The sequence below is a fragment of the Niabella drilacis genome (genome assembly GCF_900101395.1).
Lineage (GTDB): Bacteria > Bacteroidota > Bacteroidia > Chitinophagales > Chitinophagaceae > Niabella > Niabella drilacis.
This window is the reverse complement of sequence record NZ_FMZO01000015.1, coordinates 80,780-102,945: the sequence shown is the minus strand read 5'-3', so window position 1 is coordinate 102,945 and position 22,166 is coordinate 80,780. Positions and strand designations below refer to the sequence as shown.

The window sequence follows — 22,166 nt, the reverse complement described above, 5'->3', positions numbered from 1 at the left end:
ACCCCATCATACAGTCAGTTTCATTTTTCAGAACGGCAGGATCAGACAGCCGATTCAAGGATACCGGTGAGCTGTGCAGCGGGTATCACCCCGCTTTGCCGCCACACCATCTGGCCTTTTTTGAAAAGGATCAGGGTCGGCACGCTTTGGACATTATAGAAGGAAGCGGCCCCGGGGCTTTCATCAATATCTACTTTAATGATCGCAGCCCTTTCCCCTATTTTGGATTTTACTTCTTCCAGTATGGGCTTCATCATTTTGCAGGGACCGCACCAGGTTGCCGTAAAATCCACGAGTACGGGCTTTTCTCCATTGATCAGTGTCTGAAAAGTAGCTGCCATAATTTTCGCTTTTGACAAATGTATCAACAATTACACCATTCTTCATCAAAATGGCCACCCCTTTAACGGGATGGCCATTCGTCATGCGGTACCATGTCCGCTGTTTATTTCTTGCCACCTGCTTTGGCGGTGTCGGCCTTCGGTGCTTCCTGCGGCATCACAACCGGAGCCTGCTGCTGCGGAGGCGCATCACCTACATGTGAGATCTCTACCTCAAAATACAGCCCTTCATAGGCTTTAAAAGGTGCGCCCGGAGGTACGCCCTGTGTATACGCCAGGAACCCGGGGATATAGATCACGCCTTTTCCGCCCTCTTTAAATTGTTTCAATCCATCTTCAAAACCGGGTATTGCGCCACCGGATCCAACCTGGGCGGTCATGGTATTGGCGTCAAACGGCTTATCACCGTCCACGGTTTTACCGGAATATTTCACGGTTACGAATTTGCCATCAGTTACCTGGGTTCCGGTACCCGGATTGTCTATTTTTACAAACGTACCCAGCGCTGATTTTACGGCATTGATATTTTTCTTTTTCAGATAAGCTTCCATATCCTTGATCTGCTTGTCTTTTCCGCCTGCTTTTTCAAACGCATCTACGATGGCTTTTTGCTTGGCTTCTTCTCTTTTCTGATAAGCTTCTCCTTCCTTCTGGCGGTCCTGCATCGCCAAACTGTCATTTTTAAATACTTCCAGCACTTTAAAGGTAAACGTAATCTTGTCGCCCTTTTTCAGGAACGGAGGCAATTGAGCTTCCTGCACCTGTCCTTTTTTGATGAGTGAATCTACCAGGAGAATGGTGATCAGGCTGTCCCCTTTTTTCAGCTTGGGGAGCACTTCCATCGGGCTGTAGTTGGTTTGTTCCGGCGCCATTTGCTGAACGGGCAGGTATTCCGGCATTGTTGTATAAGAATCATACATCACCGTATCTTTTGCACCGGATACCTTCTGGATAACGTGAAACTTTAAAACCTCGCCGGTCTTTGTAGAATCCTTGCTTCCGCCATCGATAATTTTATATTTCAGACCACTGGATGTCGTTTTAAAATCCGCGTTCTTACAGGCTGTAAAGGCCACTGCTGTAAACAGGACCAGCCCAACTGTTTTTAATTGTTTCATTTTTTGTTTTTGTGTTATTGTTTATTCAGATATTAATTTGAGAACTGTTACATTAAAATGGCCGTCCATAATAAAAGACAGCCAATTTAAAAAGTTCTTATATGTTGCTATTTTTTAGGCTCCTTTTTTGCTGGCGGCTGTGGGGCCGGCGGAGGCATTTGCGGTGCCGGCATACTGTCGCTCACGGAAGCGATCTCCACCTCAAAATACAACGGTTCGTATTCTTTGAACGGTGCGCCCTGAGGAGGCGTTTTGCCATAGGCAAGGTAGCCGGGAATATAAACCGCGCCCGTTCCTCCCTGCCGGAATTGTTTTAACCCGTCTTCAAAGCCCCGGATGGCACCACCCACACCAATTTTCGTGGTAAAGGAGCTGGGTCCTTCAAAGGTACTGTCATTCAGCACTTTTTTCCCGGTATATTTTACGGTTACATATTTGCCATCGGCCACCGGAGCGCCTGTGCCGGGGTTGTCCAGTTTGACGAATGCACCTATAGGTGTTTTAGCAGCATTGATGCCTTTCTTTTTAAGATATTCCTCAACCTCAGCCGTCTGTTTTGCCTTCTCCCCTGACTTCTCCAGCTCCGCATCTTCTACTTTTTGCTTTGCCTCCATTTCCTTCTTCATTTTCGCCATCATCTCTTCCTGTTCTTTTTGCTGGCGCGGAGCATCTTTGACCATTTCCTTCTGGTAATCAGCCCGGGCAATACTGTCTGATTTAAAAAGTTCCAGCACCTTGTAGGTATAGGTGATCCGGTCTCCTTTCTTTAAATAAGGAGGCAATTGTGCTTCCGGAAGGATTCCTTTTTTAATAGCCGAATCAATATGGATCAGCACAACCAGGCTATCTCCCTTTTTAAGCCCGTGAAACAGCTCTGAAGGGTCGTATACACTCTGACCGGGAGGCAGAGCACGTACTGCAGTAAAAAAGGGAAGCTTCCCGTAAGTATTGGCAAGGACGGTATCCTTATGCCCGCTGAGCCGCACGATCATGTTTAATTTTAAAACATTACCATCTACGGCGCTGTCTTTTCCCGCTCCGCTGAAGATCTTGTATTGAAGACCACTCGGAGATGTCTTGAAATCCGTGTTATTGCAAGCTGTAAAGGCCATCGCTGTAAACAGGAACAGCCCTGCACTTCTAAATCGTTTCATTGTTGCTTTTGTATTCATTTTATTGTAATAAATGCTCGTTCTCTTTTAAAGCCGCCTTAAATTTATCTACAGTGTCCTGGAGGCTGTCTTTAGATCCGCCTCCTGAAGCATTAAAATGCCCGCCGCCGTTAAAATAGGTCCGGGCGAATGTGTTGCAGTCAAAATGATCTTTACTCCGGAAACTCCATTTCCGCTCTTCTTCCCGGTCAATCACCAGCGCTGCCAGCTTAATGCCCTGTACTGAAAGGGGAAAGTTCACCAGGCCTTCCGTATCGCCTGTTTTTATTTCATATTTAAGGATGTCGTACTTGGGTATGGCGATCAGCGCTGTGTTATATTCATAAAAGAACTCCAGCCGGTGCAGGAACACGTGCCCCATAAAACGCAACCGGTTCTCAAGAAAATTATCAAATAAGAGGCTGTGAATTTCTGTATGCCGTATCCCCTGCTCCATCAGATGGGCTGCCATACGGTGCACAGCCGGTGTTGTGGCATCAAAGCGGAAAGAACCGGTGTCTGCGATCAGTCCCGCATAAAGACAGGCACTGATCTCCCTGTTCAGCATAGACGCATCGCCCGCTGCAAGAATAAAATCGTACACCATTTCGCAGGTTGAGCTTTTCCGGGTATCGCTGATCCCGAAATTGAACGAAGGCAGATCCGGCTCGCGGTGATGATCGATCAGCACTTTAATACACTGTGCCTGGTACAGGTCCTGCTCAAAATTTTTGGTGCGGTGAAAGATGTTGAAGTCGAGACAAAAAAGCAGCGCAGCTTCGGAAAGTGCAGCCCGCGCCTTCTCCCGCTCCTTGTCGTAATTCAGCACGGCATCAGCTCCCGGCATCCAGTTTAGCCAGGGCGCCCAGTTTGTGGGCGATACTACTGTAACGCTGTGGCCCAGCTGCCGGAGATAGCACGCTAACCCGAGAGCGGAGCCCATAGCATCTGCATCCGGCTTCTGATGCATAGTAATCATCACTTTAGCCGGTTGCCTCAAAACTGGGAATATATCTGTTATTGGTTTCAATGAGGCGCAAAAATAGGTAAATCTGTGATTTGGAGTGGAGGATTTTTCCTAAATTTGCCGGCCAAATTAAATTAAATCTTAAAATGAGTAATCGCACTTTTACCATGATTAAGCCTGATGCTATGAAAAACGGGCATGCCGGCGTTATTATCGACCGTTTTATAAAGGAAGGCTATAATATTGTTGCTTTAAAAGTAACCCGGCTTTCTGCAGAAAAAGCAGGCGAATTTTATGCGGTGCATAGGGAACGTCCTTTTTACGGAGAGCTTGTGGAGTTTATGAGCAGTGGTCCGATTGTAGCTGCGATCTTAGAAAAAGACAACGCAGTATCCGCGTTTCGCGAACTGATCGGCGCTACTGATCCTGCGAAAGCGGCAGACGGAACCATCCGTAAATTATATGCTACTTCCCTGGGAGAGAATGCGGTTCATGGCAGCGACAGCGACGAAAACGCCCGGATCGAAGGAGACTTTTTCTTCAGCGGACTGGAGCGGGTACTATAAAACAGATCCCTAAACGACTAAAAAAAGCCGGCGCTGAATCAGGGCCGGCTTTTTTAATCCAGGTTACAAAGGCGTTACCGTGCCTCCGGCTCAGCGATGAACCGGGCAGGCAGCATTAGATTTTGTGATAATGACCTTTGATGACCGGGGTGATAAGTTGCCATTTTTTCTTCCTCCTGTATCTGATGATTGGCAATGAACAAAAGAGAGGGCACTGATGTAAGAAAAATCAGTAATAGAATAGATACATAGCGTTTCATAAAACCGGTTTTTAATATAGTTAACGTTGGAATAAAAGGCTGGGCAGCAAGGTAATAAAAAAAACAGCTGCAGCCTTTGTTTACTTCATTATTATTTTATTAAATCCTTCAGACGCGATCGGGATTTATTAAAAACATTCCGCCCCAGATCAACCCCTTTCCGCATTTCCTTCTGCTGCTCTTCCGGAAGATGGATAAACTCCTGGCATCCCGTGCTGCAGCAATTATCGTACTGCTTCCGGCATTCCTCACACTGGATAAACAGCAGGTGACAGGCGTCATTAACACAGTTCACATGCGTATCCGCAGGTTTTCCGCATTGATGGCAACGGGCGATCACTTCTTCGGTTATCCGCTCGCCCAGGCGCTGATCGAAAACAAAATTCTTGCCATGAAATTTGTTGGACAGCTTTTCTTCCTTAACCTGGTTTACATAGTTGATGATGCCTCCCTCCAGGTGATACACATTTTTGAATCCCCGGTGCAACATATAGGCGGAGGCCTTCTCACACCGGATACCGCCGGTGCAATACATAATTATGTTTTTATCCATGTGTTCCTGCATCATATCCACGGCCATAGGCAACTGATCCCTGAAGGTATCACTGGGGATCTCAATGGCATTTTCAAAATGCCCCACTTCAAACTCATAGTGATTTCTCATGTCGATCACGATCGTTTCAGGGTCATTTGTCAAATTGTTAAATTCGCCGGCATTCACATATTTCCCTTTTCGGGCCATATCAAAATCAGGATCATCAATACCATCTGCAACAATCTTCTCACGCACTTTTATATCCAGCACATAAAAGGATTTGCCATCATCGTCTACGGCAATATTCAGCCGGAGGCCGTTTAACGCGGGGACCTCGTTCAGGACGATCCGGAGCTGCTCAAGGTTGGCCGTGGGCACACTTACCTGGGCATTTATTCCCTCCGCAGCAATATAAATACGGCCCAGCACACCGATAGCTGAAAATGCCCTGTACAGGCCATTACGGTATGCAGCCGGGTCCGTGATCCGGAAATAGCAATAAAAAGAGATCGTGGTACGCGGTGTTGTATCTTTTAAAATACGCTCTTTAAGCTCTTTGCGTGATATCCGGTTATGTAGCGCCATAGAATCTGGAAATTTGAATCACATGATCATGTGATAATTAAATTTATTAATTGGACAGTTGCAGGCTGCGCCAAATTTCGCCGCAAAGATACAGGTTTCCTCCCTCCCGGGCAAATCCCCAATAAGCCTAATGCTTCCGTTGCTGAATCCACTGCCCCCGGAAAAGGCGTACAGAAATAAAACTAAAAAAATAGTTGTTAAACTAAGTAATTAGTTTTAAATTGCTTCAAAATACGATTTTCATGAAACAATTAACGAAGGCTGAAGAGCAGATCATGCAGGCCCTGTGGCAACAGGGGCCGATGTTCTTAAGAGAGATACTGGAAGTGCTCCCTCCCCCCAAGCCGCATCAGAATACCGTAGCCACTATCCTGAAGATCCTGGTGGAAAAAGCATTTGTGACGGTAAATGTATTCGGGCGCCAGCACCAGTATGTACCTGCCGTCAGCAAAGAGGACTACTCCCAAAAAACAATGAAGCAGATCGTAAAAGGGTATTTTGAAGGCTCCTTTAGCAACGTGGTATCCTTTATGGTAAAGGAGAACAACCTGAGCATTGAAGAGCTGGAGGCCCTCCTGCAGCAGATAAAGCAACAGCAACAATCAAAAAAATAATGTTATGATTGCCTACCTCCTCAAAGTGATTCTTTGTTCGGGCATTCTTTATATGTATTATCATTTCTTTTTGAGAAATGAGCGGTTCCACCAGTACAACCGGTTCTATTTACTGGCCGCAACAGCATTGAGTATTGTTCTGCCGCTGTTCCGGATCCGGTTTTCACTGGAGGGGAGCAATGTCATTACACAAAGCCTGGAGAAAATTTACCTGTCAGAAGGAACTGCCGTAGCCGTTGCCACGCCGGCCCAACACACCGACTGGAAATCTGTTGCGGGCTGGGCGGCAGCAGCCGTGTGCCTCGTTCTTGTTATCCGTCTTATTGCAGGCATTGTGAAAGTGGTGCAAATCAAAAACCAGAGTCAGCAGGAGCTATTGGGGCGCATCACCTTCATCAGAACCGTTCACCATTACGCGCCCTTCTCATTTTTCAACTGGCTGTTCTGGAACAAAAAACATACGCCCGGGTCTGATGAAGGAAAGCACATACTGCTCCATGAAATGTATCATATTGAAAAACGGCACTCCTTCGATCTCCTGTTTACAGAACTGCTGCTGTGCCTGTTTTGGTTTAACCCGTTCTTTTACCTGTACCGGAAAGAAATAAAAATGATCCAGGAATTCCTGGCAGATCAATATGCCGCAAAAGATGCAGACCCACTCAGCTATGCAAGCATCCTCGTTACCAATGCCATTCAGCAAAAACAACTGCATCTGACCAATCCATTCTTTAATAACCAATTAAAAAGGAGAATCGCTATGCTTACCAAAAATAATGAGACCGCATACCAGTACCTGCGGAAAATAATGGTACTGCCGCTTTCTGTTCTTGTATTTTGCCTGTTTGCATTTACCTACCAGGCCGCCGCTTCCTTTTCCGAAACAGCCGGTTTTCCCGGCGACAGCCCTTTAAAAACGCTCAGCGCCAGCCTCCCGCCCGTTTTTACTGAAAAACCGTCCACCCCTCCCGGCGATACGCTGCGGATCTATAATGACCGGGTGATCAGCAAGGAAGCTTTTGAAAAAATAGCGCTTGGCAATGTAGCTACCGTAACGGTACTGTCAAAAGAAAATACCCAAAAACTATATGGGAACAGCCAGGCAGCAGGTGCCATCGTCCTGCTCGGGAAAGGGTATCATAGTAAAAAACTGGAAGACTTTATCGCCTCCCGGAACACCAACCAGGAAGAACCGCAGCGCCCGACGGAACCCTTTACTTTGGCTGTTGCAACTTTTTCAGATAAAAATACCACTGCGGCACCGGTAACTGTTCAGCCCGAGTTGAACCCATTGAGCGTTGACGGTCCCCGCTATTTTACATCCACAGAAAAGCCGGCGGTCTATGACGGCAACTGGAACCGGCACATGGAAGCCAACATACGGGGTGAGGTAGCGGTTGCCAACGGGGCTGCTCCCGGAACTTACCGCACGGCTTACCAGTTTGTGGTAGAAAAGGACGGCACACTTAGCAATATAAAGCCATTAACCGCTATCGGCTACGGGATGGAGGAAGAGGGACTACGGGTTATAAAGAAGTCGGGAAAGTGGCAGCCCGCCGTACAGAAGAACCAGGCAGTGCGTGCGGCATATATCCAGATCATCTATTTCATGGTGGCACCGGATAAGGCGCCATCCGCTGCGCAGACCCCGGACCCGCCGGCTGATACGATCCCTCAAAAAGCAGTGAAAGAGCCTGAGATCTTTACAAAGGTGGAGCAGGACGCGCGCTATCCCGGCGACTGGATCCATTTTTTATCAGCCAATCTCCGCGGCGACACGCCTGTTAAGAATGGCGCAAAACCCGGGAAATACCAGGTGATCGTCCAGTTTATTGTAAACACGAATGGTGATGTGAACGATGTAAAAGTGATCAGGGATCCCGGCTTCGGTATGGGCGAAGAGGCGATGCGGGTCATTAAGATTTCGGGGAAATGGACACCCGCTGTTCAGAACAACCGCGTGGTAAACGCCTACCGGAAGCAACCGATCACTTTTCTGGTAAACTAAAAGCGCCCATGCCTGCCTTACATTAAAACCAGCGATAAGATCCTGATTCAACACATATTTATTTTTTACAATTTGTTTCCTTTGTCTCTTAGATGTAAAGTTTCAAGGGGCCTATCTTATAACTACCATCAACGTTGAAAATGCCTGTTCATTATTTCAATTGTAGTTCCTCCAGATCTTATCAACCTGTACTATCTTAATATTTTAATCTCCATGTATACCATAAAGACAATTTTCTTCTTCTTGCTTCCGCTTTTTATTTCCATAATCGCAACCAGCCAGGACCGGATAAGCATTTACCTGCTCAATACGGATCGCTCAAAAAAAGTCTTAGAGACTACAGTATCCGAAAGTACCAGCTACCCCTATCCGTATATTTATAGCAAGGATATCCGCCTGGTCTACAACCAGCCACAAAAGGTTGAACTGGCAAGCACCGAAATACAGGTCTCTAATGGCCAATCGCTTACCGTTTGGAACGGGGATACCATTAAATTATGCTTCGATAAAAACCTGTCCAAAGCAGCTCCCTGTGCTTCCAATGATTCCTCCATCTGGCTCTCAAAAGCACTACGGGAAAAGGGGCTGAACTATTTTCGTAAGCAGGATACCGCATCCTCCGTAACCATACTGGCAGGAGCTATTGATGATTTTTATAAACGGAAAAAGATCTTTGTCCATCAATACCTCCAGTCTAAAGATCCGGCTTTTGAAAAAAAGTTTTTTGAAGACTATGAATACGAGCGATTGAATGACTACCTGAGTTCGGAAGTCAATGGCATCATGACTGCGGGTCTATTAAATGAATATGCTACTTTGCAGGTGCTGAATAAGATAAAGTCACTCTTTTTTAAAACAGCCTCCAATGGTTACAGGATGGCTATTTACAGCTTTGCTACTTATTTGACAATAAAAGATTACCCCGACTACCTCAACCAGGATGAACAAAATCTGTATTTTATCAAAACCGTAAAAAAGTATTTTAACAGATCTGCAGTTGATTTTCTACTGATGCAGAAAATGTTTTATATCCTGCACAATGCCAGCAATACCACCATAACAAGTGCTGAAATGGTCATGAACGAGCTACGGCATTCTGAATTAGAGCCAGCCCATAAGCGAAAGGCACAACAGTTTTACGATGAGTATAAGAAATCTTTAAAAAAACTGCCGGATATATTGCAGGCTAAGCTTAAGACCACAGATGGAAAAACCGTAACACTGGGTAGTGTCATAAAAACGAACCGGCCGTTATTTATAGACTTCTGGGCTACCTGGTGCGGGCCATGCATCCAGGAATTCCCGTACTTACTTAAAGCCCAGGCCGCCAATCCTCCTGTTACCTTTATCTCGTTGTCGATCGATGAAGATGAAGAACGATGGAAAAAGTTTGTCAAACAAAGGAAGCTTGACCCCCGGAGAACTTTTTTGTTAGCAGATTATAAGGACAACCTGCTTAAGGAAATATATGCCATAACCAACGTACCGAGATTTATACTTTTTAATGCCGCAGGAAAATGTTTGTCTGCAAATTTCAACCGTCCGAGCGAAAGCGATTTTAACAACATCCTGCGACGTACGCTTAAATAAGAAATCTTTTGAATTAGAACCCTCTCCCTGGTAAGTAAAAGGAAGATTACTGCTGATTACGATGAATTTATGCTCCGACGCTTAAATCCCAGTGGTGTAAAACACCTCTGATTTAAATAGAAAAAAATGAACCTGCTATTATATACTATATTCTTTTTCGTTATTATTGGGCGTTGCAAAAGCCAACCGAAGGAGAAGGTTTTGAATACGCTTCCGGTTAAAGAAAGGGAGAATGCTGTGATTGTTTTTTTTGAAATTGCCAAAGACAAAACAATGACTTTTAATTATTTTTTATGAAATCGATCGCCACCTATTTTTTACAAATGCTTCTTTGCTCCGGGCTGCTTTACTGCTATTACCTGCTTTTTTTAAAAAACAGGAAACTGCACCGGTTCAACCGGTTCTTTTTACTGGGTAGTTTATTACTAAGCCTTTTGGTACCCTTTATTAAAGTGCCCCTTTATATCTCCATAACAACAGAGAGCAATATCGGTATTCAAACCCTGGTAAAGTATAATGAATTGCTGCTGCCTGAGGTGGTGGTTTCATCATCACAAAATGCCCCCGTAACCTTTGCCTGGATCCTTTGCTGCATCTATTGCGGTATCGTGCTGTTCCTGGTTGCAAGGGTCATCGCCGGTCTTGCTGTTCTTATAAAAAAACGGGCTTTCAATAATACACAAAGATGGCATTCCCTGCTTATTGTCGAAACCAATGACGCTGCAGCTCCCTATTCTTTTTTCAACTGGCTGTTCTGGTCTCCTGCAATTGACGAACATACAGAGCGGGGTAAGAAAATATTACAGCATGAATACCTTCACATCAAACAATGGCACAGCGCTGATGTGCTGTTCTCGGAGATCATAACAGCGCTGGTATGGGTGAACCCTTTCTTCTGGCTGATGAAAAATGAGCTCAAGGCTGTTCATGAATTTTCGGCAGATGCCTATGCAGCAAAGGATGCCGATGAACTGGAATATGCGACCCTGCTGATCACCGAAGCCATCCACTATAAGCAGCAACAGCTGGCACACCCGTTCTTCAATAACCAGTTAAAAAGAAGAATTAACATGTTAACCAAGCCGCATGCAATGCATCAGCCGCTCATAAGACAATGGATGGCGCTGCCGCTGTTCATCCTTTTATCCGTCCTGTTCATCGTTAGTTGCCAATCGGCCGACCAGGCGCCTGAAAAAGGACCTGATTCCACCACCAATGGTGCGGCAGCTGTAATACCGGACAACAACGGGATGGCGCCGGACAGCAGCGCAGCAGCTCCTGCCGCAACGGATACCGCTGAGGTAAAAGAAGTGCGCATGGCTCCACCCAGGATCGTCAAAGACCCGGAAGTGAAAGAAGTAAAAACGTTTACCCCTCCAAAGATCGTCAGGGACAATGAGCCCGAGGTCTATTCCAAAGTGCAAAAGGATGCTGCCTACCCGGGCAACTGGTCACAATTCCTTGAGCGGAATCTCCGGGGAGAAGTACCCGTAGAGCACGGAGCCAAAGCAGGAAATTACCAGGTTATTGCCCAGTTTGTAGTAGATCGTGCGGGGAATGTAAGCGATGTAAAGATCATTAAAGACCCTGGCTTTGGTATGGCCGCAGAAGTAAAGCGGGTGATCCGGCAATCCGGCAGGTGGACCCCGGCTGTTGTTAACGGGAAAAGTGTAAAAGCCTACCGCAAGCAGCCCATCACCTTCGTGGTAACGGAAGCTTAACCGTTATCCGTTTTCGCCAATCAGCGATCGGAACTTCGGCAGAGACCTGCGTTCAATACCGCCCGGGAATTTTCCGTCATTCTGAGGAGCAATAATCATGCATAAGTTGTCATTATGGGAATTGTAAAAGCCGTTGCTGCCAGCCGGGCTCGTATGAACCTTGCCGCATTAGCTGTTTTTATTACACTCTGTTGCGGTTGCAGCTCATCCAATTTTATGCCGCTGAAGAGCAAAACCTTTGTCCGGGAGGATTTCCCGGAACGGTTCTTTTTTGACACTGCAACAAACACGGGTTTCAACAAAAGAGTGTATGGGTTCAAATATATCGACAGGAGGTCCCTGGCCCGGCTGAAGAAGACCCGTTTTTTTAAACAGCTAAAGCGCTATAAAGACCATTTAATACCGGTATATGCCGCAACAAGAAGCAATGAGGAAGCCCTTCCGGAATACCTGCTGGTGTTTAAGATCCGGCGCAACCTCCCCATTAACGGGTATCTTTCAACGCATTTCCGGAAGATTGAATTGTACCGGCGCGCGGGAGGCAACAGATTCAACAAAAAACGCCTGGTTCAGACCTACTACTCCCATGATCCCGTAAACAAATGGATCGCATCTGCTGAATTCGTAAGCAACAATGCGGATGAGGCATCTTTTCTTGTACTCGGCTTCCTGCCTTATTCAGATCGCTCAAAAATCCTGGACCTCCCGGTAAGCGCGTCCCGGGATCTTTATGAAAAACATATCCTGGAGGATTCTTCAGCTACTTATGGTTATGGGCTCCGCAGGTATGGCGCAGATACGATCTTACAGATCAGGGGCTTTTGGTATATAGGACCTGTCTCCAGTTCCCTAAAGAACGCCGATCAATTCGTATACCACAACTATTTCAAGATCGCCGACAGTGCTTTTGCCCATAACGGAATCCTTTCCTATGCTGCCCCCGTAAATATCCTGAAGAACTGGGATAAAACTGAACTGGAGCAAAGTGATGACGTTTATTCGTATAGCAACCACCGGAGAAGCTTATCGACCTATTTGTCCTTTCTGGGTTTGCACAAAGCGGCTGTTGAAGACAGTTCCATAAAAGGCTTTTCATACCCCAGGGGCTATTCCATTGTGCCGGCGGACCAGTATATCCTGGACCAGATTGCGGATCGTAAAATAATTGCCTTTAATGACCTGGGGTACGATGTAAGAAACCGCGCCTTCCTGTTTCATTTACTGGACTCGCTGAAGAAAAGGGGCTTTACACACCTGGCAATAGAAGACCTTCATAAAAAATTCCGGGCAAACCGGATCAGCATAAAGTCGGGATTCCATGTCCGGGAGCCGGTACTGCATAACTTAATTGAATATGCCGGTAATATCGGGATAAAAGTGACCGGCTATGATCTTTGCAGCAGTTGTACCGATGGCGAACGTAACAAAGCCGCTGCCCGGTACCTTGTAAGAAAAGCCAGGATCAGAAGCGGTCATAAATTATTGATCCTTGCCAACGCCGGAAATATTGGAAAGTCGAAAAAAGGAGCCAGCCCCAATACCCTGGCAGATTACCTGCATTACTATTCGCAGCAGGAAGTTTTTACCATTGCTCAGGCTTTTGAAAAGTGGTCCTACCTGAAAGATTCCCTGATCAGCAACTATTATGTTTTGAGCTCGGATACAGATGGCCACAGTTATCGCCCCAACAATCTGGTGGCGGATGTGAACGTATTTCCACCGACCACCCTGCAATATTTCGATTACGATTTTTATTATCAAAACCGGTTGCTGCCCCTAAATAAATTCACGTTTCATTATACGGCTGCAGATGCTGCAACAAAAAAAGAGGTAACCCTGTACCTGTATAAAAGTAAGAAAAGAAAAAGCCGCAACAGTCCGCTGCCCTTACCCTTATTTGTAAAACAACTGGAAAACAAATCGCAGGAGGTGAACATCTATTCCGCCTATAAAGGCAAATCTTATATCGAGGTCCGGGACGATACCAATACGCTGCTGTTTTCGAGGGAGCTCGCTCCCCGGCCGGAATAGCCGGGACCCCGACCGTCTTTTCAACCGGGTTTCGGCCTGGCGAAGATGCCTTCTTTTCTGATTCCCTTTTGTGGGCCAGCAGTCACATCCCGGGGGACTACCTGGCGGCTTGTACCCGTAGCAAAACATCTATTACATTTCAATATACAGTGCCGGGTAAACATTGCAAATAAATACGTCTTAATTTGCCTTCCTCCCCCGCTCCGGTCGCCTTAAATACGCAGCGCTTAACGCTCCCATCCCGGCAACCAGCCCTCCAATGACACCACCGATCACCGCCAGCAATACCGGGCTGTTGCCGATGCCCAGCAATGCCCCCACCCTGCCGGCAAGGATGCCGCCATTTGCGGTATTGATCAGCAGCGCCAGCAACAGCCAGAGCAGAAAAACACCTGTGAAGCCCGATAAAAAAGCAACCGGCGGTCTTTGAGGCAGGATCAGCGACACCGCAAACCCCGCTACAGCAATCGTCCACCAGGGAAAATAAACCCCGCCGATATAGGATAATAAAGCGGTTGCAAGAATGCTGACCAGGAATTTCATATGCTTTAATTAAGATAAAATTGTATTAAGAAAAATTGAGGTCAGCCTTTTGAAAAATCCATACGCCACTTCACGCGGGTATCGCGCTCTTCCCCCTCGCTCATGAACCAGAGCCGGTAATACTTACCGGAAGCCCAGGTGTCAATAGCGTTATCATAAAAACGGCTTCCCGGGTTGCCGCTTTGTCCACCGGGATAAACGCCATAGGCTTCCGTGGGTGTACTTAACTGAACCACCATACGCCAGCTGGGACCATGGCTTTTTTTAACCGCGTTGATAATATTGCTCCAGCCCCCCACATTTAAACCGGTACGCGCAAAAGGCAGCAATGCATTTCCCAACAGGTGATAAATGCTTACATCTTTAAACTTTGCCCATTCCAGTTTCCCGTCCTTCTCCAGGCCCTCCATAAGGACAGCCGTTTTATTCAGCGCATCGGTCATTTGTGTATGTATCGTTTCCCTGGCAGCGGTGTTTATATTGTCGACATAACCCATCACCGTAGAATCCTTTTCCAGCAGCTCCATAAGGGTTTGCTCTGCCGGCAGCTCCACTTTAAAACCGGCACGGCCCAGCTCATCCTGCCAGATGTTCACCAACAGGGAGTCCATCCACACCTGGTATACCGTTTGTCCTGCAGAGGATGGCCCCGCAAACAGGTCCCAGTCCTTTACCATGGAATAATATTTTCGGGCAGGTGCCGAAAGCCGGTCTTCATCGGTATACTTCAGCATCAGGGGCACCATATCCCGGGCCATGATGTTAAAATAGTTGTTCTGTAATTCCATCATATCCTGTACCGTAATGTGGTTCATCGAACCCAGGTATTGATCGATAGCTCCGGCCCGCGGTGTAATATACGCCCCGGGAATATAATAGGGATACCGGGCATCCGCAGGGCGTTGGTTCGCGCTGAACAGGTAGCCCCTGCCGGGATTAACGGCATGAGGATTTTCTGCCTGCGGTATCAGGGCCTGCCAGTCATAACGGCTGTCTGTGCCCGGCATCACGTACATGCCCTGGTTGTTCCACCGGGCAGGGAACTTACCCTGCTGCCAAAGCGCAATGGTATCCGATTTGGATGCAAATACAAAATTCTGCCCCGGACATTCGAAGAGCCTTATCGCGTTTACATAGTCCTCATAATTTTTTGCCCGGTTGAGCAGGTAGAAGGTATTGCCATCATCGCCGGTATGATGCGCGGCCCATTTAACAGCCAGCCCGTTGTTCTGCGTAAGGGTATCCCTGAATGTTTCATCATACATTACCGGGCCGAATACGGTATAGGCAACAGTATCATATATGGTGGGCCGGCCCTTCACCCCGATGGCTTCAATGCGTTGCTGCGCCGGTTTCCATTGCTGATGAAACCAGTACTCATTGCGCCGGCTGTTTTTAAACCGTATGGCAAAATAATCTTTTACATCCCGCTGGGCATTGGTAACCCCCCAGGCAATGCTGTCGTTGAAGCCGATAATGATATAGGGGCTGCCCGGTAATGTAGCGCCATAGGCCCTTCCCTGCGGAGTGCTTAGCTGCATTTCATACCAGATAGAAGGTAACGAAAGCTCCAGGTGGGGATCATTCGCCAGGATCGGCGCCTTCCCGGCCGTTTTGCTGCCGGCTACTACCCAGTTATTACTCCCGTTATCCGGGTCCGGGGTGGATTGTTCAAAAGCAGTTACCGGGGGCACTTCTTTAAAATAAGCCGTATCTGCATCCGCCGGTGTTACCGGTGATACACCCGGCGCCGGGAAAAGGGTTCCCGGCGGAACAATGGGCTTTAATGAATCGGGCACCTGGGGATATAATGCATTGAGCTGACCGGTAGAAAACACCTGGTGCAGGCGGGTATAAGCCAGGTCTTTTTCAGTTCCGGAGGCCAGCATTTTAGCCATCATTTTCAACAGTAATGCCGTCCTTAAATTGGTCCACTCCTCCGGCTCAAAATCCAGTATTTTATATTCGAGCGGCAACCCGCTTTTTTTTAGCGAATGAATATAGGCATTGATGCCTGCGGTATATGCCGAGTAGATCTGCAGCGAGCGGGCATCCTTTTCCATAGCCTGTAATGAGTTTTCTGCAGCAAACTTCATTCCCAGGCGCCGCTGTTCCCGGTCGTAATTAATGGCTTTGACCCCTGCAATTTCGCTTACCCTGCCCTCTGCAGCGCGGGTCTGCAGATCCATCTGGAACAGGCGGAATTTTGCATGCAGGTATCCCTGCACAAAATAAAGATCTTCATCGCGCTCTGCAAACACATGCGGCACCAGGCGCTCATCAAAATATACGCTGACCTTCCCTTTCAGCTGCGGAAACGACAACGCCTCATTGAAACCTGCTGCCGTATCTTCCGCATTCTGCCAGAAACCCGTCTGAGGGTTTAAAAAACTGCCGAGGGGCATAGGTACCTTATCGCCGATGGGTCTGTTCAGCAGGTATATCAGCAATACGGTAACGGCAGTGATGGCCAAAAAAGGAACAACTCTCATAAATAGACCTTGTTGGAGCAAGTTAGTGATTAAAAATCAATTTTGAAAGCACCATAAAAACAGCCCCCCGTCATCGTTCCTCTGTCAGGCAGTGCCTGCCTGTACATCAATGTCATTTCCTTAAGTGAGCGGTCCGGGTTTAAAGCTTCAGGTTTCAGTTAGACCTTGCGATTTCACTCAAAGTTGTTTTGAGAGTATATACAACGAACGGGACGATAAAAAAGCCTAAAGGAAACGATATTGGCGTATACTATTAATGCGCAGAAAAAGGCTCAGTCCTGCCTTTTCCGCCTGCCTGCTTCCGGGGTGGCCTGCTCCTGGGGTTTCTTTCTTCCCGCTTCGATCAATGCCCGCTGCAGCAGGTATTCGATCTGCCCGTTCACGCTCCGGAACTCATCCACCGCCCACTTCTCCAGCAACTGGTAGGTGGCCTGGTCAATCCGCAATATAAAACTCTTCTTCTCTTTCAAACCCCGTTTTTTATTGATACAGCGTGCCGGCATTCAATACCGGTGTGGCTGCTTTTTCACCACATAATACCACCATCAGGTTACTCACCATTGCTGCCTTACGCTCATCATCCAGCTCTACAATATTTTCGGATGATAATTTCTTCAATGCAAGATCCACCATTCCCACGGCGCCTTCCACAATTTTAATACGGGCGGCTACAATAGCAGAAGCCTGCTGCCGCTGCAACATGGCCCCGGCTATTTCCGGCGCGTAAGCAAGGTGACTGATACGCGCCTCCCGGATCAGGATCCCGGCCGGTTCGAGCCGCTCCGCCAGCTCCTCTTCCAGGATCTTATTCACCCGGTCACCCCCATCTCTTAAGGTCATTTCGGCTTCCTCATCTTCCATACTATCATAAGAAAAACTTACTGCCAGGTGCCGGACAGCCGCTTCGCTCTGAGTACGTACATAATCGATATAATTGGCTACCTGGTAAGCCGCCTTATAGGTATCGCCCACCTGCCAGACGATCACCGCCCCGATCTCAATCGGATTGCCCATTTTGTCATTGACCTTCAGCGTTTGCCCCTGGAAGTTCTGGTACCGCAGGCTGATATTATGGCTGGAGTAAAGCGGGTTTACAAAAAACAACCCGTTCTCCTTTACGGAGCCTACGTACTTGCCAAAAAAATTGAGTACCCGTGAATGATTGGGCTGTATGATCATGAGTCCTTTGATAAAAAAAACACCCAGCAATATGAGCAATACACCGATCACAATTGAAACGATCTGCTTATCGGCGTTTATAAGCAGGAAGATACCGCCTCCTATTGCGACCAGTGCCATGATCAATGCCAGGTAACCGGACAGAGGTTTTAAAACTTTTTCCATGGTATTAATTTGATATTAAAATGATATCATGAAATTACAGAGAAAGTACCGGTTCCCAAAATTTATTTTCAAAAGCAATTTATTTCTTCAATACTGCAACAATCCGGTCCGCAATCACCCTGTTTCCTTTATCAGAAGGATGCAGCCCGTCATAGGTAAGATCAACAGCCGCTGCCGGGTAGGGATATTCATCCGTTTCCGGGTTAAAGGGTATTTTCTGAAATGCGGGATAGCTATAATTTTGGTAGGTACCGGTTTGCGGGTTCTTCAGGCGCTTAAAATGCACCAGTTCTTTTTCACCCAGCCTTTTATCATTGTAAAGATCAATAACGGTTATATGCGCTGCCCGCCCGATATCCGCCACTGCTGTTGCCACCCCGGCCAGGGTTTGTCCATTCTTTTCCCTGTAGGAGCCCCAAGCATTGTTTTTCTGGTTAAACAGGTACACAAAATCAGTCCGTTTCATGGGCGTGATCAGGATGATCCGGGCCCGGGAGTTTATCTTTTTCAGTTGATCGATGATGATCCGGAACGATCCGTAAACCGTATGATTCCCCGCATTGGTTTCATAGTCTTTTAACGTACCGATGGGCCTTCCCTGCCACCAATCGTTGGTGCCCAGGAAGATGGTATACACATTGGCCTCCGGTATATACAGGGAATCGAAACGCTCAGCAATGCCCCCCGCCGTCCAGCCATTGTACCCTTTATTAATATAGCGTACAAACGGCAATTGCTCCGTTACCCTGGTCATATACCCTTTGGTAACCCGGTTACCGGTTTCATCCAGGTGGTCGTTCAGGTAGGTAATACTATCGCCGATGGCTACCCATTTCACTTCTTTTTTACCAAAGCCATAAACAGCCAGTAACACAATGCTCAAGAAAATGATCCGCTTCATATTGATCAGGGAATTACTTCAAATAAAAAAAACTGGGTCTTTTCATCCTTACTGAAATTATTATCTGCGATCAGCAACAGGGAGTAATGTCCATTGGCAAGCCGGGGCCCCCATGTAATCCCTTCCACATTATCGATATAACGCCCCAGGTCGTTCATATTCAGCAGCAGCCTTTTTGAAGCCGGCTGGTAGTCTTTGTCCTGGTGCAGGCCGCTGATACCTGTAACATCCGAGGCGCCGTTTAAATCAGCCATATAAATTTTAATGGTACAGTAGGAATTCCCCATCGAAAATGACCGCTCCATTACCAGCAACCGGTGGTCATCCAGCGGCATGATCTCTGAAATACCGTTTACCCTGAAAGCCGTTTCCGGGTTGGGTTTCCGCGCAACCGCGTCCAATAAATAGGCATATTGGGCAATGGGCTTCCGCGTAGCGGTGTTGTACTTTATGATGCGCACCGGCGCACCCGGGTAGTTCACATCTGCCCTTGGCCCGTCTTCATAAAGGGGTTCCTCCACGCTTACAAAAAGGTGGCGATAATGACCGGCAAAGCCCAGCCCTTCAAAGACGCCGTTTACCCGCGGGCCCTTCTCCACCGTTTGTACATGCATATTGGCCGGCAGGGCAAAGCTATCCAGGTAGTTTCCTTCCAGGTCCGTTTCCCAGATCCAGGGATCTTTAATATTTACAACACCATTCCGCTCTGCCCGGTCGCCTTCGCTGGACCATACCAGCCTGCCAGAGCCTGCATTAAACCGGATCGACTCCGGGTCCGCCGCTTCCTGTGCACCTTCTTTTAAAGAGGGGAACGTTTTGCCATTGGGCATTTTCAGCGTATGTACACCGGTAAACAGAACAGTATCGATCCTGTTGCCCGCTATGCGGATCTTTGCGGTATAAAAGCGCGAGGGCGTAGTGGCCGACCGCTCGTCGCTGATGATAAAATACCGGTCGTTTGCAACGTCATAATCGATCCCTGATAAGCCGCCCACCCAGGTACCTTCGTATTGCTGGCCGAAAGGGATCTCGTAAACATCAAGGAACTTTAACCGGGATATGGATAATGAGCCGGAGCGATCGGCTCCGGATGAGTTGCTTTTTTGTTGAATACTGCAACCTGTGACCAGGAAAAAAAACAGCAGGATTGAGCTATATTTCATATTGTTAAACCTGGACACAAAGCTAATCTTTTTTGCTTACAGCGCTATCCCCGGCATAACCCGGATGGTAATTTCCCCGAGCTGGGATAGTAACGGTTCCCGGATTACAGGGCGGTATGATGGTATGACGACCTGGAGTCTCAGATGTGCAAACAGTATTTTAAAAAAATGTTACAAGCCTGTAAGCCGGATTCTGTATCCCGCACGGGGCGGGATGGTTATCATTTATCTGTTCAAAGAGTTACCTCAATGAATCGATCTACCTACCCTTCCTGTCATCCTGTTCCGATAATTACCAGAACCGAATTGTAAACGAGCCGCTCACATTTTAAAACAGGTTGTTTTAAAAAGCAGGATTTACATGGTATTTCAGCATACAAGGTTTACCCGTATTCAACATTACTGTCAAATACCGTGAGCTCTTACCTCACATTTTCACCCTCATCCTGCCAAAACAGGACAGTTATTTTCTGTGGCACTGTCTGTTGCCCCGCCGGTGGCGGAACACCCGGCTATTCACCGGTGTATTGCTCTGCGCTGTCCGGACTTTCCTCCCATCGCAACGCGAAAGGCGATAACCCGGCTTGTAACGGTGCAAAGGTAAAACGTATAATGCAGAATGTGAAATGTAAAAGTGAAATGTGTAATGTAAAAAGTGTAATGTGAAATGTAAAAAGTGAAAAGTGTAATGTAAAAAGAGCATGAAAAATCCCGGATCATCTTTGCGGGTTAAATATCAAATCATAATTGTCTGACAGGTAGCCAGCAAATTGCCTGAAAGACGTTTTGGGCCTTCGTTGTCTTTTGTTTAACAGTACAAACATATTACGTCTTTTATCGCTGAACCTGATAAATTTTGAAGGTGGAAAAAGATTCAACATAGCATAGCTGTAAATATCATCTTCTTCAACTCGAAGCCCTTAATATTTGAAATGGATCTCGGTAGCACCATACCCATAGGAAGGGTGGTACTGGTTTACAAAATAGCTCACCTCCTTCTTCAACCGCAGTGCATCGTGGATCTCATCGCGCAGCTTGCCGGTACCCACGCCATGGATCACCGTGAGCATGGGCTGCATATGGGCCACGGCCAGGTTATAAAACTTTTCAAAGGTATCCAGCTGCAGTGTCAGCATTTCAAAATTATTCAGACGGGAGGGATCATCTGTCAGCTTTTCAATATGCAGATCTACCACGCTCCGGGCGGGCTCCAGGTGCCTGCGGGCTTCTTTTGCATTGTATACTTTAAACTTTTCACCCAGTTTACCCAGCGATACCGCCATGGGATCCGGCTCGGGGAGCCTGTCAGGATAAGTATCAAACAATTTATAAGAGAAGGTAGCCTGGTTTTTCTGCCGGAGCTCTTCAATCTTTGCAAAAAGCTGTTTAGGTTTTATTTTTACGGAAGTTTCAAAATGTGTGGCCTTCCGCTTATCGGGCTGTGCCAGCGAAAACTCAAACTCGAAGGAAGGACTATCGCTCATATCCTCAAAGGGCACATCATGGATGTAAAAACTCTGGAACGGCTGCACGGTGTTCTTTAATTCGAACTCCGGCTCGCCAAAAAAGCCCAGCGCATATTTAAAGCCATAGGCGTTGCGCGTGTTATTGACCAGGTGCACTTTCAGCAATTCCACCACTTCATCTCCAAATTCATCCGTATCCGATACCGGCAAAAAATTCAGCCATACACCGTCTTCCTGCCGGGGAGCTACCGTTTTTTCCTTTTTGAGATCTTCAACAAACCTGCGGGGCGGATGCTGCGGCTGTTTCTTTTTTTGCGTAAAATTTTTGAAGTAAGGAAAATCGATCTGGTCGAGGTAAACCGGGAACTTCACTCCCCGTACATCCACCATCACCATTTTATCGTTTATAAAATCTACAATGACCCCTTCTTCGTCTGAATGCAGGATCAGCACCTTATCGCCTAATTGATATTTCACACGCAAATATACATTGCCCAACGGTATTTATGCTTTTGCCCGGGCGGGTACATTCCAAATTATTGCAAAAAACTGCTGCAGGTACCGTATAAAAGCAGGTGTGCGATCCCCCTTTAGTTGCTGATTCCCGGCTGAAGTCCCAACCGGGCAAACGCATCCAAATTTTATAAAGAAATGGCCTCTCATGATGATACCGCATACAACCTGCATTCGGAACGGAGCCGCTTCTGTTTGCCGTTGCTCCACCCCAAAGACCCGCATATGCGTCAGGCTAACCTAACGGGATTCAAAAC

Annotated in this window: 19 protein-coding genes and 1 other RNA gene; 6 read left to right on the top strand and 14 right to left on the bottom strand. The window is 47.1% G+C overall.

All coding sequences use genetic code 11. From position 1 onward, the window contains the following. Positions 1-41: 41 nt before the first annotated feature. The 4 genes from trxA to BLS44_RS20835 form a co-directional block, all read right to left on the bottom strand. Positions 42-341, bottom strand: coding sequence for a thioredoxin (gene trxA / locus BLS44_RS20850; protein WP_090392166.1), 300 nt, complete (start codon positions 339-341; stop codon positions 42-44). Positions 342-445: 104 nt separating this feature from the next. After that, the gene (locus tag BLS44_RS20845; protein ID WP_090392165.1) at positions 446-1,459 is read right to left on the bottom strand and encodes an FKBP-type peptidyl-prolyl cis-trans isomerase; all 1,014 of its coding nucleotides are present in this window, start codon (positions 1,457-1,459) and stop codon (positions 446-448) included. Between the two features lie 107 nt (positions 1,460-1,566). Further along, a complete protein-coding gene (locus BLS44_RS20840; protein WP_090392200.1) occupies positions 1,567-2,613 on the bottom strand; it encodes an FKBP-type peptidyl-prolyl cis-trans isomerase in 1,047 nt (348 codons plus the stop codon). Between the two features lie 19 nt (positions 2,614-2,632). After that, entirely contained in the window at positions 2,633-3,589 is a 957-nt protein-coding gene (locus tag BLS44_RS20835) for a DHH family phosphoesterase (protein ID WP_262492870.1), read from the bottom strand. Between the two features lie 134 nt (positions 3,590-3,723). On the opposite strand from BLS44_RS20835, the gene BLS44_RS20830 reads away from it, so the two are divergent. Further along, positions 3,724-4,143, top strand: a complete 420-nt coding sequence (locus BLS44_RS20830; protein ID WP_090392198.1) for a nucleoside-diphosphate kinase — start codon at positions 3,724-3,726, stop codon at positions 4,141-4,143. A 74-nt stretch (positions 4,144-4,217) separates the two neighbouring features. Here BLS44_RS20830 and BLS44_RS26335 read toward each other — a convergent pair whose 3' ends face one another. Both BLS44_RS26335 and trhO read right to left on the bottom strand, forming a co-directional pair. After that, a complete protein-coding gene (locus BLS44_RS26335; RefSeq protein WP_143019870.1) occupies positions 4,218-4,403 on the bottom strand; it encodes a hypothetical protein in 186 nt (61 codons plus the stop codon). A 91-nt stretch (positions 4,404-4,494) separates the two neighbouring features. After that, the gene (gene trhO, locus BLS44_RS20825) at positions 4,495-5,523 is read right to left on the bottom strand and encodes an oxygen-dependent tRNA uridine(34) hydroxylase TrhO (RefSeq protein WP_090392164.1); all 1,029 of its coding nucleotides are present in this window, start codon (positions 5,521-5,523) and stop codon (positions 4,495-4,497) included. 242 nt (positions 5,524-5,765) lie between these two features. On the opposite strand from trhO, the gene BLS44_RS20820 reads away from it, so the two are divergent. The 5 genes from BLS44_RS20820 (at position 5,766) to BLS44_RS20800 (ending at position 13,487) form a co-directional block, all read left to right on the top strand. After that, positions 5,766-6,137 (top strand): BlaI/MecI/CopY family transcriptional regulator, encoded by a 372-nt coding sequence (locus BLS44_RS20820; protein ID WP_090392163.1) that lies wholly within the window; start codon positions 5,766-5,768, stop codon positions 6,135-6,137. Positions 6,138-6,141: 4 nt separating this feature from the next. Beyond that, positions 6,142-8,145, top strand: a complete 2,004-nt coding sequence (locus tag BLS44_RS20815; protein WP_090392162.1) for a M56 family metallopeptidase — start codon at positions 6,142-6,144, stop codon at positions 8,143-8,145. Positions 8,146-8,358: 213 nt separating this feature from the next. After that, on the top strand, positions 8,359-9,735 hold the full coding sequence (locus BLS44_RS20810) for a TlpA family protein disulfide reductase (RefSeq protein WP_090392161.1): 1,377 nt from the start codon (positions 8,359-8,361) through the stop codon (positions 9,733-9,735). A gap of 293 nt (positions 9,736-10,028) precedes the next feature. Beyond that, a complete protein-coding gene (locus BLS44_RS26680; RefSeq protein ID WP_176954501.1) occupies positions 10,029-11,456 on the top strand; it encodes a M56 family metallopeptidase in 1,428 nt (475 codons plus the stop codon). Between the two features lie 114 nt (positions 11,457-11,570). Further along, the gene (locus BLS44_RS20800; RefSeq protein WP_090392160.1) at positions 11,571-13,487 is read left to right on the top strand and encodes a hypothetical protein; all 1,917 of its coding nucleotides are present in this window, start codon (positions 11,571-11,573) and stop codon (positions 13,485-13,487) included. A gap of 180 nt (positions 13,488-13,667) precedes the next feature. Here the strand turns inward: BLS44_RS20800 and BLS44_RS20795 are convergent, their stop codons facing one another. The 8 genes from BLS44_RS20795 to BLS44_RS20760 form a co-directional block, all read right to left on the bottom strand. Further along, positions 13,668-14,030: a hypothetical protein gene (locus BLS44_RS20795; protein WP_090392159.1), complete on the bottom strand. Its 363-nt coding sequence runs from the start codon at positions 14,028-14,030 to the stop codon at positions 13,668-13,670. 41 nt (positions 14,031-14,071) lie between these two features. After that, positions 14,072-16,522, bottom strand: coding sequence for a penicillin acylase family protein (locus BLS44_RS20790; RefSeq protein WP_090392158.1), 2,451 nt, complete (start codon positions 16,520-16,522; stop codon positions 14,072-14,074). A gap of 272 nt (positions 16,523-16,794) precedes the next feature. Further along, positions 16,795-16,992, bottom strand: a complete 198-nt coding sequence (locus BLS44_RS20785) for a type II toxin-antitoxin system antitoxin (RefSeq protein WP_090392196.1) — start codon at positions 16,990-16,992, stop codon at positions 16,795-16,797. A 10-nt stretch (positions 16,993-17,002) separates the two neighbouring features. Beyond that, on the bottom strand, positions 17,003-17,866 hold the full coding sequence (locus tag BLS44_RS20780) for an SPFH domain-containing protein (protein WP_090392157.1): 864 nt from the start codon (positions 17,864-17,866) through the stop codon (positions 17,003-17,005). A 79-nt stretch (positions 17,867-17,945) separates the two neighbouring features. Continuing rightward, positions 17,946-18,767, bottom strand: a complete 822-nt coding sequence (locus tag BLS44_RS20775; RefSeq protein WP_090392156.1) for an SGNH/GDSL hydrolase family protein — start codon at positions 18,765-18,767, stop codon at positions 17,946-17,948. A 5-nt stretch (positions 18,768-18,772) separates the two neighbouring features. Next, a complete protein-coding gene (locus tag BLS44_RS20770; RefSeq protein WP_090392155.1) occupies positions 18,773-19,930 on the bottom strand; it encodes an esterase-like activity of phytase family protein in 1,158 nt (385 codons plus the stop codon). 166 nt (positions 19,931-20,096) lie between these two features. Continuing rightward, positions 20,097-20,521, bottom strand: an RNA gene (rnpB, locus tag BLS44_RS20765) — RNase P RNA component class A. A 329-nt stretch (positions 20,522-20,850) separates the two neighbouring features. Then, a complete protein-coding gene (locus BLS44_RS20760; RefSeq protein WP_090392154.1) occupies positions 20,851-21,873 on the bottom strand; it encodes a Smr/MutS family protein in 1,023 nt (340 codons plus the stop codon). Between the last annotated feature and the right edge of the window lie 293 nt (positions 21,874-22,166).